Genomic DNA, 18,105 nt, shown 5'->3' on the forward strand with positions numbered 1-18,105 from the left:
GATGACCACCGAGGACGATACCCCCCAAGCTGCCCCTTTGAGCCCCCGTGAACGGGTGCAAAAGGCGATCGATCATTTTGACCATATCCTGCCCGGGCAAGCCCCGCTCAAGGATTTTGTCCACCACAACACGCTCCACGGCTATGAGACCCAAACCTTCTATGAGGCTGTGGAGGCTGCGGAAAAAAAGACCGGTATCTACGGTTTTTTACCCAAGGAAAAATTTCGGGCGTTTTTCAATGAAGGTCGTATCACCACGGAGGATCTAAGCCGGGTATTGGATGGAGATCCCGAGCTGGAAGCCTCGGAAGAGGTGGTGAGCACGGAGCAGGGGGTACTGGCCAAACGGGATGTCTATCTGTGTGGTCTGCGGCATGATTTTGATCCGCTCACCCCCAGCCAGCTCGGCTGGCAGGTGGAGGAGATGGGCGCGCTGGAGCGGTTTCAGCCCGACCTGCCCCCGGAGGTGCGGGGGCGTCTTCTGCGGGGGGCCGGGGCAAAACCCGAAGCGGAAATTCTCTCGGAACTCTGGTCCGCCTCCCTCAATGCCCTGGGGCTCAAACACTATATTCTCCACCCCGAGGAGCTGTTGGATCTCTCCCCGGATCAGGCCCAGACCATCAACACCGCCATCACCGGTGATGGCGATACCGGGGAAAATGAAGGGCTCAACCGCTGGATCCGCCACGAAGCGGAACGCCTGCTCAAACAGCTCTTAAGCCAAATCGGCAGCCACTACACCGTACGGGGATTGCTCAAAAGCCTGACGGGGATCGATATTCTGGAGGAGATCCGTCCCCACCTGATTCGTCAACTCTCCAGCCATCTGGATCTGGGGGTGGCCGCCTGGCACAACCCCAAGCGCAAGGAGGGGTTTTATGCCAGCTGGCGGGCCAACGCCGCTCAGGATCTTGCCTGGATGTTTGACGACATGCTGGATTGGCACGATCAGCTGACCCTCTTGCCCGATGATCCCCTGGATGCGGTGATCTCAGAGTTGCACCTGCTGGGGGTGCCTGAAGAGAGCTGGACCGACTATCTGGACACCTTGGCCCTGGAGCTTCCCGGCTGGGCCGGGCAGTTTCAGTGGCGGGCTGGCAATCCCGGTTACAGCCATCTCGATATCAATCTGGATATGGCGGGTTTTTTGGCGGTGCGTTTGATCCTGGAGCGACTGTTTGCCCATCGCCTCTGCCGTCGCACCTTTAATGTCACCCCGGATCTGGATCTGCTGCGCTGGTATTTTCGCAACAACCGCCACGAATTTTTGGTGCGCTACAGCCTGTTCCATTTTCGCCTGCCCGAATATGCCCTCCATCGCGCCCAACGTCTGGTCTCCATGGTGGCCTCCCGCACGCCCCCCACCTCAGAGGAGTGGCAGCAGGCGGCCCATCTGATCTGGACCTGGCGTCACAGCCCCATGGCCGACAGCAACAAGCGGGTGACGGTCTATCATCACGGCTGGCGGCTGTTTCGTCTGGTGCAGCTGTTGGGGTTGGATGCTGAAACCGTGGCGGGGCTCTCCTTGAAACAGGTGGAAACCCTCTTCGGCTGTATTGATCGCCTGACCCCCATGAAGAGCGGTTTTCTCTGGTTGCAGGCCTACGAAAACCACTACCGGGATGAAGTGTTCAATGCAGTCGTGCAAAATCATGGCCGGGGCCGCTGGAATAATCGGGAGAAACGCCCCGAAGCCCAGATTGTTTTTTGCATGGATGATCGGGAGGAGTCGATCCGGCGGCAGTTGGAGGAGCTCAATCCCCGCATCGAAACCCTGGGAGCGGCTGGATTTTTTGGTGTCGCCATCAACTGGCAGGCCCTGGACGATGAGGAGCCCACCGCCCTCTGTCCGGTGGTGGTCTCTCCTGCCCATAAGGTGACCGAAACCGTCAGTCCCGAGCATCGTCCCCTGAAAGAGCAGCATCAAAGGGGGCGTAAGCTACGCCTGGCCCTGACTGATTTTCTCCTTAACGGCAGCCGCCACCATCTGCTCTCCACGGCTTTTGTCACCGCTCTGGCCGCCCCAGCCGCCCTGGTGGCTCTGACGAGCCGAATATTGGCTCCCGATCGAAGCAAGCAGATGATCCGCCGCCTCCTGGAAAAATGGGAGCCTAAGGTGCCTACGGGCCTGGCCCTCACTGCTGAGGAGGATGGCTCGGAAGCGACCCCCCTTCACAATCGCCTGGGATTTACCGATACCGAACAGGCTGACCGGGTGATGGGTTTTCTCAAGACCGTCGGTTTGACCAGCGGTTTTGCCCCTCTGTTCGTGGTGATGGGACACGGCTCCATCAGTGAAAACAACCCCCTGTTGGCCGCCTACGATTGTGGGGCCTGCTCCGGTCGTCACGGCGGCCCCAACGCCCGGGTTTTTGCCGCCATGGCCAATCGTCCCCGGGTGCGGGATATCCTGCGCCAGCGGGGCATCGACATTCCTGACGATACCTGGTTCGTCGGCGCCAAGCACAACACCTGTAACGACGGCTTCAGCTGGTACGATATTTCCCTGATGCCGGAATCTTTTACGGCTCCCCTGAAACAACTGGAAGAGGAGCTTGTCACCGCTGCCCGTGGCTCTGCCCACGAGCGTTGTCGCCGGTTTGAGGCCATCTCCCCGGATCTCTCCCCCCAAAGTGCTGCCGGGCATGTGCGGGACCGGGGACACGATATCAGCCAGGCCCGGCCCGAGTTCAATCACGCCACCAACGCCGTGGCCTTTATTGGCCGCCGCGCCATCAGCCAGGGGGCCTTTTTTGATCGGCGGGTGTTTCTCATCTCCTACGATCCCACCATCGATGCCGATGGCAAGATTGTCGAAAACATTCTGCTCAACGCGGGGCCTGTGGGAGCGGGAATCAACCTGGAATATTATTTTTCCACCGTGAGCCCGGATGAGCACGGCTGTAGCTCCAAAATCACCCACAATGTGGCGGGGCATTTTGGCATCATGGATGGCAGTGAATCCGATCTGCGTACCGGTTTGCCCATCCAGACCACGGAAATCCACGAACCCATGCGCCTACAGGTGTTGGTGGAGGCCACCATGGACATTCTCACCGAGATCTATATGCGTCAACCTCCCCTTCAGGAGCTGGTGGGTAACGGCTGGCTGCTGCTTTCAGCCAAGGATCCCCAAACCGACGCCATCCACCTGTTCGACCCCAAAAAAGGTTGGGTTCCCTGGCAGGAGTTGCCTCGTCCATTGCCCACTGTGGAACGCTCCAAAGATTGGTACCAGACCAGTCGAACCTTCCTCTCCCCCGTTTTGATCCGGCAACCCGAGGAGATGGGCCATGGTTGATCCCAGAGTCATTGCAGTGGTTCCCTTGTTGCCGTGGGTGGCTGCCGTTTCCATCGGTGTGGGCCAGATCTTGCGCAGACCCCGGGGGATGGATGTGCCTTCGGAGCGTCCCACCCTGCAAGTCAGCCTGGCGGCCAACGGCATCTCCCTGTTGATCATGCTCCTGGTGGCTGTTGAGGCGCTGTTTGCCGGTGCTCCGGGGGGGGTGCGGCTGGGAGAGTGGTTTGGCAGTGGCGGCTATGGTGTCGATGTCAGCTTTACACTGGATACCCTGGGGCTCGCCATGGGCCTCATGGTCACCTTTGTCCTTTTTCTCACGGTGCGTTTTTCCATGAACTATATGCACCGGGAGAGCGGTTTTCAGCGCTATTTTTTGGTACTGAATCTTTTCGCCGGGGCGATGTCCTTGTTGGTGCTGGCGGGCAATGGGGTGCTTACCTTCGTCGGGTGGGAGCTGGCAGGGGTCAGCTCATATCTGCTGATCGGCTATATGGTGGAGCGGGAGATTGCGACCCGAAATGCCAACCAGGCCTTGATCACCAATCGCTTTGGGGATGCGGCCTTTTTGCTGGCTATTTTTCTGACCTTCAACTACTTCGGGTCGAGCGAGTGGGCCATCTTCAGCAGTGCGGCTCTTTCACCCACCACCCCTGGGATCAACCTCATCGCCATGGCCTTTCTCATCGCGGCTCTGGCCAAATCAGCCCAGATTCCCTTCTCTCCCTGGATCGCCAGAGCCTTGGATGGACCGACGCCATCGAGCGCGGTTTTCTATGGCTCCCTGATGGTCCATGCCGGGGTCTATCTGACCATCCGCCTGGAGCCTCTGCTCCAGAACACCCCGGGGGTGATGATGGTGATCTCGGTGCTGGGGCTGTTGACCGCCCTGTATGGTTGGGTCTGCGGATTGGTGGTGAGCGATGTGAAAAGCTCCCTGATGTTTTCCACGACGGCTCAGGTGGGGTTGATGTTTTTTTGGTGTGGCCAGGGGCTCTTTGATTTGGCTGCCTGGCATCTGGCCCTCCATGCCTTCTGGCGGGCCTGGCAGTTTTTCCATGCCCCGGCGTTGATTTTTATGGTGAGTCGTCCCGCCAAACCCGCTCCGGAATGGATCATCAATCAGAGCTGGCTGCACACGGCGGCCCTGCAACGTTTTTGGTTGGAGCAGATCGGACATATCCTGATCTCACGCCCCACAGCCAGACTGGCCGCAGATGTGGACGCCTTCGAAAAAAATACCGTCAACCCCACCATGGGCATGCCCGGACAGGTGAACGCCATCTCCTCGGTGGTGCAGTGGGAAGAGCGCAAAACCGCCCAGGGAAATCTGACCGAAGATGGCGTGAGTCACGGGAAGGGGATCTTCAGCCAGATGATCCACCTCTTGGCCATGCTGCTAAAAAGATTCGAGGAAAAAATCGTCCTCCGAGGGGGGGGGGAGGGGCTCACCCATACCTTGCGTCGCATCGGTGATCGACTGATTCGTATTGACCAACTGTTGAGCGAGCCCCGTTATCTGCTGCTCCTCATCGCCATCACCTTCGTGATTATCCTCTAGGAGTCGGACCATGCATTATTCTGAAATACATTGGTCGGCCCAAGGGGGAATCCCGATACTGGCCCTGCTGCAGTTTTTGCCCCTGCTCCTCGCGGCTTGGATGGCCTACCGCCAGAATAAAGGCGGGGTGATGGGGGTGGGTGTGGTGGGCTCCTTCGGCCTTTTTTTGGGTAGCCTCTGGCTTTATGCCCACTTTGATCAACAGAGTGGGGCGATGCAGTTTGCCGAGCGGGTGCAAATCCTCGGGGCCTTTCAATATCATGCCGCTGTGGATGGGGTGTCGGTACTCTTTACCATGCTGACGGCCTTTCTTACCTGGCTGATCGTGCTCTATGGCCGGGTGCGCCCGTTGGAGCCCAACTGGCTGTTCCTGATGCTGGTCTTTGTGGTGGAATCGGCCGTCATCAGCCAGTTTGTCACCCTGGATCTTTTGTGGTTTGCCCTGATATCCACCCTGCAGATGGGGGTGTTGGGATATGTGCTCTGGGTTTGGGCCACCTCTGCGGGCAGTGGTGGGGCGATTGGTCGCTATCTGCAATTCATGGGGGTGGGGGCGGTGCTGTTTTTCGCCGGAGTGGTGATCCTGGGATGGAACCACTATACCGCGAGCCACGGTCGCTGGAGCTTTGACCTGATTGATCTGGCGGCCACACCGATTCAGCCGGGCTATCAGTCGGTCATTTTTTTCCTGCTTTTCTATGGTCTTGCCGTTCGCATTCCCCTCTTTCCCTTTCATGGCTGGCTGCCAGCTGTCGCTGAACACGGCATGGTCGCGGTGGCACCGACCTTTTTGCTGGGGCTTAAGACGGGGGTTTTCGGGCTTTTGCGGTTTGTCTTTCCCTTGTTGAGCGAGGCGGTTTGGCAGTGGCACGGGTATATCGTCGCCTTTGCGGTGGCCGGGGTCTTCTATGCGGCGATTTTGGCACTGCGCCAGGATAACCTCCGACGCTTGCTGGCTTTCGCGGTGGTGAGCCATACGGGGATTTTGATCATCGGTCTGTTCAGTCTGGGCCATGCCGCCTTTGAAGGGGGGGTGCTGCTGTCGGTCAACTTTGGTCTGGCCACGGCGGGACTGCTCTTTATGAGCGGCATCATCCACAGCCGCACCGGCACCATGTTGCTCCCCCAGCTGGGGGGGTTGTTTGATCATTTTCCCCTGGTAGGCACCGCCTTTTTGGTGGCTGGGCTCTCCATCATCGGCATGCCGGGCACTCCGGGTTTTGATGCGGTCCATCTGGCGTTGGAAGCCGCTATCAATCGCTTTGGTGCGGTGGTGACGGTGACGACAGCTCTGGGTAACGTGATGGCGGCGGGTTTCCTGCTCTTCGCTTTTCAGCGTGCGTTTCTTGCTCAAAACCGCAAGGGGAGTCAGCTGGAGCTGCCACCGGTACTGTTTTTGGAGCGATTTTTGGCGGTGGTGATCATCGGTGTATTGATCTATACCGGATTTTATACCGAGCCCTGGCTGGAGTTGATCGAACGCTCCCTGGAAGGGGTGAGTTCCCTCTATGGCCACCACGCTTGACGCTTGCCTTAAGCGTGAGGGCGGGGCAGAGGTGTGGTTGGTGGATGTGATCGGTGGATCGGGATGGTTGGTGTGGATCGGGATAAAATGGAAAGGTTGAGACTAACGTGGTGAACAATCCGCCCCTTTTGAGTGCGCTACTGTTGATTCCTCCCTTGGGAGCGCTCCTGATCTGGCTGGTCCGGGATCCTGCCAAGGCCCGCATGGTGGCCCTTTTTACCGGTATCTTGAACCTGGCCATCGCTTTGCGGGTTTTGGTGCTGTTCGATGGGTCGATCAGTGGCTTCCAATTTGTCGAGCGCACCTCCTGGATTCCCACCCTGCATGTGGACTATCACCTGGGGGTGGATGGCATCTCGATCCTCTTTTTGCCCCTGGCAGCACTGCTCTTCGTGGGGGTGATTTTGGCTTCCTGGACCCGGGTCAGGAACATGCCCCGGCTCTTTTTCACCCTGCTGCTGTTTTTGGAGAGCCTGACCCTCGGGGTGTTTTGCGCCATCGATGTGATTCTTTTCTATCTCTTTTGGGAATTGACCCTCATTCCCATCTATTTTCTCATCAGCCTCTGGGGAATCGGCCCCTATCGCCGCCATGCGGCCACCAAATATATTCTTTTCATGCTGGTGGGGGGGGTGCCCCTGCTGGTGGCTTTCGTCTATCTGGCCATCCATCAGGCTGAGGCCGCCAGTGGTGTGGCCCAAGGGTTGACCTTCAGTTATCCGGCGCTTTTTGCCAACCCCATTGCCTCAGAGCTTCAGACCGCGCTGTTTTTTTTGCTGCTGTTGGGTTTTGCTGCCAAAACCCCACTCTTTCCCCTGCACACCTGGCTGCCTACCCTCACCATGGAAGGACACACTTCCCTGGCCACCCTGATGGTAGGGCTCAAAATCGGTGCTTACGGGCTGATGCGCTATCTTCTGCCCCTGGCTCCGGATGCCGCCCGTGAGTATCACTGGCTCTTGGCGGGACTGGGCATCATCGGGCTTTTGTATGGGGCGTTGGCGGCACTCGCCCAGACCAATATACGGCGCATGCTGGCCTACGGCTCCATGAGCCATGTGGGATTGGTGGTGCTGGGGCTGGCCTCGCTGGATCAGGCTGGGGTTCAGGGGGCGCTTTTTCAACTGCTCAACTTTACCGTGGTGGCGGGGGGACTGTTTTTGCTCACCGGCTTTTTGCGCCATCGTACCGGCTCTACCGATCTTTTAAGCCTGGGGGGTGGAGTCAAGACCATGCCGCTGTTGGTGGCCTTCTTTTTTTGGATGGGGATTGCCAGCCTGGGCGTGCCCGGGACCAGTGGTTTTCCGGCTGAATTTTTGATTTTGGTGAGCGCCCTGGGCAGTCACACCGGTGCGGGCTTGGCAGCGCTTGCCGCCATGGTCCTGGGGGCTGCCTATTTTCTCAGCTTTTTCCAGAAAAGTTTTCTGGGGCCGGTCAAGTCAAGCCTGGTGGCCCAAGCGGTGGACCTGCGCCCGAGGGAGCTGGTTGTAGCTGTAACCTTGGGGGGGGTGATTTTGCTTTTCGGACTCTTCCCAAGCCTGGTATTGGATCTCACCCGGGAATCCACCGCCCTTTGGGTCTCCCATATCGGAGCGGTCACCCCCTGACGGAATGGGGTTTGATTCAAGCCGTCAGCGCTTTTCAGGTTTTGGCGAGCCTCCCGGAAATGATCCCGGATCCGGGCGAGCCTGTTTTTTTCAGGAGGCCTGGTCAGAAGCGATGGGGATTGAAGGTTGGGAGGTACATCGCGTCATTGGGGGCTTGACAGGGATCGGCAGGTCTCTTCCACATCTTAACCTGATGGGAGGCCACTGTGGCGCGACCGGCAAAAGAGAGTCTCATGATTGGCTTGGCAGTGGTGGTGCTTCTGCCGCTCTTTTTGCTCAACAGCCGGGCCTTCCAAGAGCCGGAGGTGCGGGTATTGACCAGGCTGGCCGAGGGGCTCCGGGTGGTGGGTGGTGAGCGAATCGCTGTCAGACCCGCATTTGTCGACTGTCCAGAGAGTTTATTCAATCGCTTCAAGCCTTTCCTGGAATCCTTTCGGGAGGGGCTTTTTTATTTCGACAAAACCCTGCTGCAAACAGCTCCCGCCCTTCTGGATGCTCTCTACACCCCTGCTGGGGATTCAGCCCTGCTGGATCGATTGATCACGCCGTCAGCTGGAAGCCATCTGCTTTTGGGACGCTGCACGGGAGGGGATCTCCAGCTCACCCTTTTTTCCAATAAAAAACCTTATCTGACGGCACGAACCCTCTTTACCTGGCTTGAAACCCCTGATGATGCCGGGGTGGTTCAGCTGGCCAGCCGTCCCAGCGGTGCCCAGCTTCGGCTGGATGGGAAGCCGGTAGGAGAGACGCCGTTTTTTTTGAATGATCTCAAAGCTGGCAGCTATTGGATTCGAGCCTCAAAGCTGGGTTTTTTTGAGGAGATTTTTTCAATCTCCATAGGGGATGGGGTGATGAAAAGCGTACGCCTGCAGCTGAAACCAGGTTTGGGGGATCTCATGGTGGATTCCACCCCCGAGGGGGCAAAGGTGACGCTGAACGGTCGGCTGGAGCCGGGCATTACCCCCCTGGTCATTCCCCGGGTCAAGAGCGGCTTGCACACCCTCAAACTGGAACAACCTTCCCTCAAGCCCTTGGAGATTCCGGTGGAGCTGCCTGCGGGAAAATCCATTCGCGTCTCAGGGATTTTTCCCGATGCCCCAGCCAATCCCCATCCAGCCACCTGGCAGGAGCCCATCACCGGGATGAGCTTCACCCGTGTGGCTGGGGGGTGCTATGTGATGGGGTGTGGTGATTGGACCAACTATTGTGACCCGGACGAACACCCCCATCCGGTCTGTGTGGATGATTTTTATATGGGCCGTTATGAAGTCACCCAGGGGGAGTGGCAGCGGCTCATGGGAGAAAATCCCGCTACCGGCCAGCTGGGAGAGCGTCGCCCGGTCAATCAGATCTCCTGGTTCAAGGCCCAGCGTTTTATCGACCGGTTGAATGGCGCCAGCAGCGGTGGCTTTCGACTGCCCACCGAAGCGGAGTGGGAGTATGCCTGCCGCAGTGGGGGAGAGGCTGAAAAATTTCCCGGGGGGACGCTGGCCGAGGAGCAGGGGCAGGGGGCCGAATATCCCCACCGATTTGGCTGGTTGGGGCGGGACTATCGGGATGGGCCATTTCCGGTGGGTGAAAAGCAGGCCAACGGTTTGGGTCTCTACGATATGGGGGGGAACGTCTGGGAGTGGGTGTGGGATGCCTTTGTGATCAACAGCTATCACTTTCACGGTGGCCGCAATCCCCTGATCGCCTCCGATCAGACCCTTTGGCGGGGGGTGCGGGGTGGTTCTTACACCAACTATAAACGCCTCTCCCGCTGCTCACACCGCTACCGCTTTCAAGCGGGGTTTGACAATGAGGATGTCGGGCTGCGTCTGGTGAGAGAGTTGGATCCCGCTGGAATGCAGGCCAAATTTTCTGAGGAGGGTTTTCGCATGGCGGCCACCCCAGAGGAGGCTTCGGCCAATAGAAGCGGAGAGCCCGTCGTTCAGGAAGCCTTCACCCCGGATGTGCCGGATGACTATTGCTCCTGGGCCAGCTTTACCTGCCCGTGAGGTGATCGGCAAGTTGGTTGGGATGGGGGAGGGAGAGTGATCTGATCAGTGTGGGTAGAATGTTTTTTCGGATTATTCGAAAATTTCTTCCAGGGAACGGGCATCCAGCAGGCGTCTGGCGTAGATTTTGATCTCATTCAGGCTTGCACTTTTCAGCTTTTGACTGACCCAAAAGGGAAGAGTGGGGCCAAATTTTTGTTCTAACTGAAGGGACACAATATTAACCCCTCCTTCCTGCCGCCCTTCCTGCCGCCCTTCTTCACGCCACTGTTTGGTCCACTCCTGAACGGATTCCGCCAACATGTTGTTTGGCTCCAATCTGAATCGACATGGCCGGGAATGTCTATCCTGACCAGGAAACGGATTATTTGAAAACCTCTTTCAGGGAACGGGCATCCAGCAGGCGGTCCGTATAGAGTGCGATTCTCTCCAGACTTGCTTCTTCCAGCTTTGAATCCACCCAGGAAGGCAGAGGTGTTCCGAATTTGCGTTTCAGAAGGCGTGTGACGAGAGAGATCCCTTCTTCCTGCCGTCCTTCCTGAACACCTTCTTGCCGCCCTTCTTGCCGCCCTTCCTGCCGCCCTTCTTCACGCCACTGTTTGGTCCATTCCTGAACGGATTCTGCCAACATGTTGTTTACCTCCTGCAGATCTGACATTTCCGGCAGTGTCTGGCCGGGGAGTCGTCGGGGGAGCAGCACTCGGGCGAGCCAGACGGTGAATGCCCGCCTGAGGCTGGTCTGTTCCGGGGATTGCAGCCAGTCGATCAACAGTGCCAGGACTGCCCGGATATCTTCTATGCCACGACTTTTTTCCAGCCGAAAGAGTGCTGCCGCCAGATTTTTTGCACCGATCAGCTCTCCCTCACTATAGCGGATTTCATCAATCAGGAGGTAGCGCATTTTAGGTTGGAAGGGAGCAAGTCCTTTGGGTGGGGAATGAATCAGTTCACCGATATCCTGCTTGGCCTTCCAGGCTGGCTTGCCGTTATAGAGCACCACCGGCAGCACCGGGGGGAGTTGGGTGTTTTTGATTTGACCGCTTTTGATTAAATCCTGATAGAGAAGCGCCACATATGCGGTCATCCGCACCCCCATGAAGGGGTCTGCCGAGGATTGAAATTCCATCAGAATATAAAGATAGATCCACGCCTCCCCCCACCGGACCCGCCAGATGATATCGTCGTGGCGATTTCGCAGATCATCGGTGACATAACTGCCGCTGACCTTTTCCAGGGTGGAAAAATTGGCTTGAGCGACCCAATCTTCCTTCACAAATCCTTGGAAGAGATCCCGAATCATCTCCGGGTGGCTGAAAATCTGTTTATAACCGCTATCGTGGTTGTTCATAAAAATGGTGCCGGATGATTGTCAGCGGGAAAGATGGATGCCATGCCCCAGCTTGGCTGGCTCTTGCCAGGGAATGTCCAGAATGGCTTTTTCGGTAGGCTTGTTCCAGGGTTTGTTATAAAAAAAAACAAGTCATTTCCAATGGATGTCTTGTCTCTGGAGGTTATTGGGAGATGATCTTCCGGGTGTGGAGTGGGGATATCTCAGCTGGTCATCAAAAAACATGATAACCTATCCAACGAAAGCTGCTGGGGAGTGGGTGGAGCGATCATCAGGAGGGAGGTTTGGAATGAGGGGGCTATCCAAAAGAGTGGCTTGGATTTTTGTCGGGATCATTTCAATGGGCCTGGGTGAGGCGCAAGCTTTCACTGATGTCACCAGTGATCGCTGGCTCAACTGAACAAGCGTAAACGGAGCGGGAGGGGATGATGGGGATGACCCAGTGGATTAAAAAGAGGGTGGCGTGGTTTTTATTGGCGGGGGTCTGGCTGATGGCAACGACGGCACAAGCGGAATTGATCGTCCTGGCTGCGCCCCTCAGTGACGACCCCTACTATGCAGAGGTGCGGGAGGGGATTTTTGATTTTCATGTCGCCTTCGCCAATGGGATCGGGGCGGGGGATTCGGTGTTGGTGCTGACCGATGGGGCGAGCTATGAAAAGTATGCCCGGGTTTTAGGGGCTGAGCGGGTCGCCATCGCCCCCATGCCGGACATCTGGATGCGGGATTTCAGTGATGCCAACCCCACCCATCCGGTGATGTTTCGCTATACCGCAGCGGGGCAGGGCGGGGGGCGAGTGGGGCAGCGGGAGGCAGATCAAGTGCAGGATGTTTTGTTTGCTCTGACCCAAAAAGCCCGGCTTGATTTTCAGGAGAGCGATTTATTGAATGATGGCGGCAACTGGGTGACGGATGGTTTTGGCCAGGTGGTGGTGAGTCGAAAATTTTTGCGGGATAACGCTCTCACAGAAGCGGCTGCACGTAAGCGGCTTCGAAAGCTCCCGGGGGTGAATCACATCGCCTTCATCGAAGCGGACGAGCAGGGGGGCTTGGAACATGCGGATGGGGTGGTGAACTTTGTGGGGGAGAATATTTTGATGGTTAACAGCTACCCCGATGATCCAGATTATGCCAGAGAGCTGGAAGCGGATCTCAAACGCGGCCTGCCCGGCGTCCAAATCCACCCCATCACCACCCCCTACGACGGCAGCCAGGTCTACGATGAACGATTTGGCTCCGCCTGCGGCCTCTACACCAACGCCCTGACCACCCCGAATTACATCTATCTTCCGCAGTTCGGCATCCCCCAAGACCAGATCGCCATCAAACAAATCAAAGCCCTCACCAACAAACAAATCATCCCCATCCCCACCGAGCAAGTGTGTTTCATGGGCGGCGGAGTGCGCTGTATGTCGTGGCAGTTGCGGGGAGGGAATGCTTCAAGGCTGCTGGATTATTTCAGGAAAGGTGATGTTGGTAGGTAAGTTGCTGAATGGTGGTGGATTTTTCGAGTGGTTTTATCCAGAATTCCCCAATGTCACAGCTTCTCGATTCCGTAAGCTGATGTCGGAAGGTTCAAAACTCCCATCATCTCTGGGCATGGTGAGGAGGTGGTCATTGAACTTGGAAGGGCGCACGGTCTGAAGCCGCTGGTATTCCTCTACAGATATGACGACCACAACCGGTACACCCTGATTGGTGATGGTCTGCGGGATGCCTTTGCAGGCGGCTTTTCGCTGCATGGAGGGGGTATAGTAGTTTGGGCATGATAGAAATATTTTGTGGCTCAGAGATTCAGATGTCAAAAAAAACATGAATAGATGGTTAGAGGTGGTCAGTCAACCTTGATATACCATGGTCTACGTGGATATAAAAGAAGAGGATAGGTGTCGCAGGAATGTCTGAATAGTAGGCTGTCCCCGGAGTTTCCAGAAAAAAAGGCTGAACATGAGTACCTACGAGATATTTATCTCCCTAACACAAGTCATGTTATTGGTGTTGATTGTCGTGCAGATATTTGTTGCAGTCCAGGCAGTGAAGGCTAATCATGAACGAAAAAGAAAGCAAAGCACAATAGAATATTTGGGTAAGGTATGGAGAGAGTCAAGATTAGAGCTGGAGTCATGCTATGGAACAGATCCTTTGACTAAGGACAAAATTGCTGAATTAGAGGCAGATAATAAAAGAAAGGCAGAGATTGTCAACTTGCTTGGTTCTTTAGAGCATATTGCAGCTGGAGTAAATTGCGGGGTTTATGATAAGGATATTTTATATATTATGTCAGCCACATCAATTAGCAGTATTTATTACAGGTTTAAAGTGTTTATTGACCATCAAAGAGTTACCGCTAATAGTAGTGCATATATTCAGCTTGAAAAACTATCCAATGACTTTCTTGATAGAAAAAGAGGCTCTATGGAAAGTTATCCTGTGAGAGATAGTGTGGTGTAAGTTTAGGAAATGGGATTAGTCCACGTAGGATGCGGTGAGCTTGCGAACCGCATCAATCGCATCGTTCCGCACTGTTTGTTCCTATATTCAGCTTGCATAACCACTCTGCCGGATAGATGCTTTTTGGTTCTTGGACGCTTTTTGCCAGGAGACCGCACGCCCCCCCGCCTTGATCAAAGCCCATTGGGTTTTGTAGTCCGCACCATTTGGCCAGCAGTGTCCAGATACAGTCTCGAACGATGCGGTTCGCAAGCTCACTGTATCCTACGCGAGTTGAAATAAATGACAATAATAGTGTGGAATGACAAGAAGTTGCGTTATTTCCTGGCAAAAATGGGAGATTTGGGAATGACCTCCCATACCTTTGAAGCTGTCGCCAGTGCTGAACTGCCGTCCGAATGGGCCAAGCAGCTTGGTACCCAGTCGGACGACAGGTTTTCGGTGACTCTTCAGAGTGAAGAAGATCGGCAGGTCCAGGTGCAAATGATCCGGAAAGTGATGGATCAATTGGCTGAAGAAGCTGAGCGCAATGGCATGACTCCCGAGGATCTGGAAGAAATATTGGGGGAGGATGTTCGGCCTGTTTTGTAACCATTCCGCCAAGCCGTTGAAGCTCCCAAAAACATCACACCCTCAATATTCCTTCTCCTGGATCCCGTTCCTTCTTCTCTGATTAAAACCGCTTGGACCAGCTGATCTCGATCTCGTTTTGGTTCATCTCCAGATAGCCGGTCTGGAAGGGGGTGTTGGGGTTGGTGCCGTGGATCTCCTCTTCGAAGGCGTGCATGTAGGCAAAGTTGAGCTGGCTGTCGTCGCTCAAACGAGCCGTAAAGCCGAAGGTGAGGTGCTCGGTGACCGTAGCCGGGGCTAGAATGTTGAAGAGGGCCTGGCCGGAAGGAAGTACATCGTCAGCGGTGCTGAAGCCCAAGCGCAGCTCCCAATCTTCATTCACCTTCCAGTCCACCCCAATCTTATAAACCGTCATATCCACCCAACCAAAGCCCAAGCCATCATCGCCACCCAGAGCGCCGGCGGTGAGAACCATGTTGTTGCTGTTGGAGAGGGAATCCACTTCGCCGAACAGAATCTCCTGAACATCAAAAAGAATGGTCAGATTATCCAGGGGCTTGATGGCGATGCCCGCTTGAATGATCGGCGGAATGTCGAACCCACCCTCTTCGGCGAGAAGTCCTTCATATTTATCAAACTTGCTCATCCACAGGCGGCTCTGATAGGAAGCACCCACCGAAAACCAGTCGGTAAACTCCCCCAACCAGCCAACCCGCACACCACCACCGAAGGAATAGTCATAATCCTTGTTGGTGACATTATCCGGATGGATGGAGAGGGCCTCAAACGGCTCCAGACCTTCCACCTTGAGCCATTGCATGGCACCGATGGGCGCAATTCCCAGGGTTTGGCCGGGGAAAATCTCGCGGGCATAGTTGAGGCCGACAAACATTTGGGCCAGATCGATCCCGGTGGGGGAGGAGGTCGTTCCGGTGGAAAAGTTGGCAAAGACGGCGGAATCATATTCGGTGTTCATGCCGCCGTTGCCACCTATGCTGAGGCCGAGAGAGGATTTGGCATCCAGCATGCGGTTGTAGCCGATGTGGGGAATGAAAAAATAGTCGTTATCGCTTTCGTAGGTGCCCGGCGGAATGAAAGGAGCGGCGGTGGAGCTGGGTGTGTTGGCCGTAAAACCCCGGTCCGGGCTCATCACAGCCAAACCCAGATCCAGACGACTGCCCACATGGGCCATCAGGGCTGGATTGATGGCGGTGCCCATGGCATCCGAGGGAAAGGCCACGCCCGCTCCGGCAAGCCCCTTGTTGGCGGTGCCGAATCCATGGGAAAAATAGCCGTTGCTGGCGTGGGCCGACAAGGGCAGCAGAAGTGGCAGGGCCAGTAACATCGCAGTGCGTTGTTTTAACATGATAATCCTCTCATTTTTTTGCAATCGAACGACCGTTTGTCACCATTTTCTAAAAACGGTTGATTCCTGACGGATACCTGAGTCTATAGCGTGTTCAACCCACCACTTTGTAGCGTTGGTCAATGTATCGGTATCGTCAGAAACAGGGGGAAACTTTAGGATTGCCTGGAAGAATCCACCGTCCACACTATACGCGCTTGCTTGGTTTTGTTGGAGTCCGATGTTATTTTTTTATCTTATTGCCCCTTTTTGCCTGATTCCATAGGCCGTTCCAGTTGAAAAAATGATTGAATTTCAAATGATTTCAAAAAATTTATCTCCCGATTCTTTTTGAGCTGTTTTCCGTGGAAGGCCATCCCCCGTGAAATCGATGATCGGCATTCCAAACACATTTCCCACCAAAAGCGACGAAATCAAGCGCCTGATTCTTCTCGGGCTGATCATGACGGTGGTCTCCCTGATCGTGGGCTCCTCCACCATCGGTATTCTCTATGATGCCGCCTTTGATGAGCAGCAGAGCCGCCTGGAAGATACCGTTCATGGCCAGAGGCATCTGATGGAGGCGGTGGCCAAATTCGACCAGACCTACAACCAGAATTATCCTGAAGGGGCCAAATCTGCCACTTTTGCCCAGATTATCGAGGCCCAAAAGCTGTTTAAAGGATTTGGCCGGACCGGAGAGTTAACCGTTGCCCATCGGGAGGGGGAGCGGATCGTGTTTATATCAGAAAGCCGCCACCAAGGGGCGAGGGTGCCTGAATCGTTGCCGGTGGGAGACAAACTGGCCATGCCCATGCAACGGGCGCTCAATGGCGAAGCGGGCTCGATGATCGGTCTGGATTATCGGGGAGAAATGGTCCTGGCGGCCTATCAACCGGTGTCGATTTTGGAAATCGGTATTGTTGTCAAAATCGATCTTTCCGAAATCCGTGAGCCCTTCATTCGAGCCATTTCCCTGGCATTGGGGATCGCCCTGGTGGTGATCTTGGCCGGAACGGCTCTATTCTATGCTGTCAGCAACCCCATCATCCGTCAGATCAAGGGGAGTGAACAGCGCCTGCGCAGCCTCACGGTGCATCTGCAAACCGTGCGGGAAGCGGAACAAAAACGCATCGCCAGTGAACTCCACGACGAGCTTGGCAGCCTGTTGACCCAAATCCGTATGACCCTGGCGGCAGGCCGGGAGAGTCTCGGCCAGGGTGCTGAAGCCTCTCGAAACCATATGGAAAAGGCTTCTTCTCTGACCAAACAGGTGATGGTGGCCATCCGTCGCATCATGGCCTCCCTGCGGCCAAAAATTTTGGATCAACTGGGGGTGCTGGCCGCCCTGGAGTGGCAGGCCCAACAGATTGCAGACTCAAGCGGGATCCACTATGAAATCGATCCAGCTTCCCAAAATTTGCGCCTGGGAGAAGAGCGGGAGACCATCGTTTTTAGGATTGGTCAGGAGGCCCTCACCAACGTGGTCAAACATGCCGATGCGGGTTTGGTCAAAATCTCCCTCACCATGGATGAGCACGATGTTATTCTTGAAATCACCGATGACGGCAAGGGGTTTCCCATGGAACCGATGATCCGAAACGGCCATATGGGGGTACAGAGCATGATGGAGCGGGCCAGGCAGGTGGGGGGAAAAATCAATCTGGTAACTCCCTTGAATGGGGGAGCTTCGGTGATTGCCCGCTTGCCGAGAATGGCGGAAGACAGGATCGAAGAATGACCATCAAAATTTTCATTGCCGACGATCATTTTACCGTGCGGGAGGGGTTGAAAACCTACCTCCACACCCAAGGGGATTTTGTGGTGGCCGGGGAAGCCGCCGATGGCAAACAAGCGCAAAAATTGATCCTCAGTGGAGAGTGGGATTTGGTGCTGTTGGATATCACCTTGCCGGGTCGGGATGGCCTGGAGGTGTTGAAGCGGATTCGTCAATCAAAGCCCAAGCTGCCGGTGATCATCTTCACCATGCACGATGAAGAGGCGATGGCTTTGCGCTGTTTAAAATCAGGTGCAGATGGGTTTGTCTCCAAGGATAGCGACCCTGAAGAGCTGGTGGCCGCCATTCGCACGGTACTGTCCGGTAAAAAACATATCACCCCCAACCTGGCCAATCAGCTTCTCTTGGAGTGGGGAAGGGATCCCGACACCCCCCTGCACGAGCAACTCTCCGAGCGGGAATTTACCGTCATGCGGATGATGGCTTCAGGAGAGACCGTGAGCGGTGTTGCTGAAAAGCTGGCCCTCTCCATTCGTACTGTCAGCACCCACAAGTCCAAAGTGCTGCAAAAACTAAACCTCAGGAACAACTCTGAAATGATCGCTTACGCCATCAAGCACAAGCTGGTGACGTGAGCTGCTTTCACCTCTTTTTTTCTCACC

The 18,105-nt window shown here is 55.6% G+C and carries 14 protein-coding genes; 10 read left to right on the forward strand and 4 right to left on the reverse strand.

The annotated features are described in order from the left end of the window. Position 1: 1 nt before the first annotated feature. The 5 genes from HQL52_08120 to HQL52_08140 all read left to right on the forward strand — a co-directional run bounded on the left by HQL52_08120 (position 2) and on the right by HQL52_08140 (position 9,991). Positions 2-3,301, forward strand: a complete 3,300-nt coding sequence (locus HQL52_08120; protein ID MBF0369404.1) for a DUF2309 domain-containing protein — start codon at positions 2-4, stop codon at positions 3,299-3,301. After that, a complete protein-coding gene (locus tag HQL52_08125; GenBank protein MBF0369405.1) occupies positions 3,294-4,859 on the forward strand; it encodes a hypothetical protein in 1,566 nt (521 codons plus the stop codon). Before HQL52_08120 ends, HQL52_08125 begins: the two co-directional genes overlap by 8 nt. Positions 4,860-4,869: 10 nt before the next feature. Next, a complete protein-coding gene (locus tag HQL52_08130; protein ID MBF0369406.1) occupies positions 4,870-6,384 on the forward strand; it encodes an NADH-quinone oxidoreductase subunit M in 1,515 nt (504 codons plus the stop codon). Between the two features lie 107 nt (positions 6,385-6,491). Continuing rightward, complete coding sequence (locus HQL52_08135) at positions 6,492-7,991, forward strand: NADH-quinone oxidoreductase subunit M (GenBank protein MBF0369407.1); 1,500 nt, start codon at positions 6,492-6,494, stop codon at positions 7,989-7,991. Positions 7,992-8,197: 206 nt separating this feature from the next. Next, positions 8,198-9,991: an SUMF1/EgtB/PvdO family nonheme iron enzyme gene (locus HQL52_08140; protein MBF0369408.1), complete on the forward strand. Its 1,794-nt coding sequence runs from the start codon at positions 8,198-8,200 to the stop codon at positions 9,989-9,991. A 72-nt stretch (positions 9,992-10,063) separates the two neighbouring features. On the opposite strand, the gene HQL52_08145 is transcribed toward HQL52_08140, so the two are convergent. Continuing rightward, positions 10,064-10,294 (reverse strand): DUF4351 domain-containing protein, encoded by a 231-nt coding sequence (locus tag HQL52_08145; GenBank protein ID MBF0369409.1) that lies wholly within the window; start codon positions 10,292-10,294, stop codon positions 10,064-10,066. A gap of 61 nt (positions 10,295-10,355) precedes the next feature. After that, on the reverse strand, positions 10,356-11,339 hold the full coding sequence (locus HQL52_08150) for an Rpn family recombination-promoting nuclease/putative transposase (protein ID MBF0369410.1): 984 nt from the start codon (positions 11,337-11,339) through the stop codon (positions 10,356-10,358). 434 nt (positions 11,340-11,773) lie between these two features. Between HQL52_08150 and HQL52_08155 the strand changes: the two genes are divergently transcribed. Then, positions 11,774-12,823 (forward strand): agmatine deiminase family protein, encoded by a 1,050-nt coding sequence (locus tag HQL52_08155; protein ID MBF0369411.1) that lies wholly within the window; start codon positions 11,774-11,776, stop codon positions 12,821-12,823. Positions 12,824-12,856: 33 nt separating this feature from the next. Here the strand turns inward: HQL52_08155 and HQL52_08160 are convergent, their stop codons facing one another. Then, the gene (locus HQL52_08160; GenBank protein ID MBF0369412.1) at positions 12,857-13,081 is read right to left on the reverse strand and encodes a type II toxin-antitoxin system prevent-host-death family antitoxin; all 225 of its coding nucleotides are present in this window, start codon (positions 13,079-13,081) and stop codon (positions 12,857-12,859) included. A 205-nt stretch (positions 13,082-13,286) separates the two neighbouring features. On the opposite strand from HQL52_08160, the gene HQL52_08165 reads away from it, so the two are divergent. Together HQL52_08165 and HQL52_08170 are read left to right on the forward strand one after the other, a co-directional pair. Next, on the forward strand, positions 13,287-13,790 hold the full coding sequence (locus tag HQL52_08165; GenBank protein ID MBF0369413.1) for a hypothetical protein: 504 nt from the start codon (positions 13,287-13,289) through the stop codon (positions 13,788-13,790). A gap of 348 nt (positions 13,791-14,138) precedes the next feature. Beyond that, positions 14,139-14,381 (forward strand): hypothetical protein, encoded by a 243-nt coding sequence (locus HQL52_08170; protein ID MBF0369414.1) that lies wholly within the window; start codon positions 14,139-14,141, stop codon positions 14,379-14,381. An 82-nt stretch (positions 14,382-14,463) separates the two neighbouring features. Here HQL52_08170 and HQL52_08175 read toward each other — a convergent pair whose 3' ends face one another. Continuing rightward, entirely contained in the window at positions 14,464-15,726 is a 1,263-nt protein-coding gene (locus HQL52_08175; protein MBF0369415.1) for an outer membrane protein transport protein, read from the reverse strand. A gap of 361 nt (positions 15,727-16,087) precedes the next feature. On the opposite strand from HQL52_08175, the gene HQL52_08180 reads away from it, so the two are divergent. Both HQL52_08180 and HQL52_08185 read left to right on the forward strand, forming a co-directional pair. Beyond that, positions 16,088-17,446, forward strand: a complete 1,359-nt coding sequence (locus HQL52_08180; GenBank protein ID MBF0369416.1) for a sensor histidine kinase — start codon at positions 16,088-16,090, stop codon at positions 17,444-17,446. Then, on the forward strand, positions 17,443-18,078 hold the full coding sequence (locus tag HQL52_08185) for a response regulator transcription factor (protein MBF0369417.1): 636 nt from the start codon (positions 17,443-17,445) through the stop codon (positions 18,076-18,078). Before HQL52_08180 ends, HQL52_08185 begins: the two co-directional genes overlap by 4 nt. Positions 18,079-18,105 lie beyond the last annotated feature (27 nt).

Source organism: Magnetococcales bacterium (genome assembly GCA_015232395.1).
Taxonomy (GTDB): Bacteria; Pseudomonadota; Magnetococcia; order Magnetococcales; family JADFZT01; genus JADFZT01.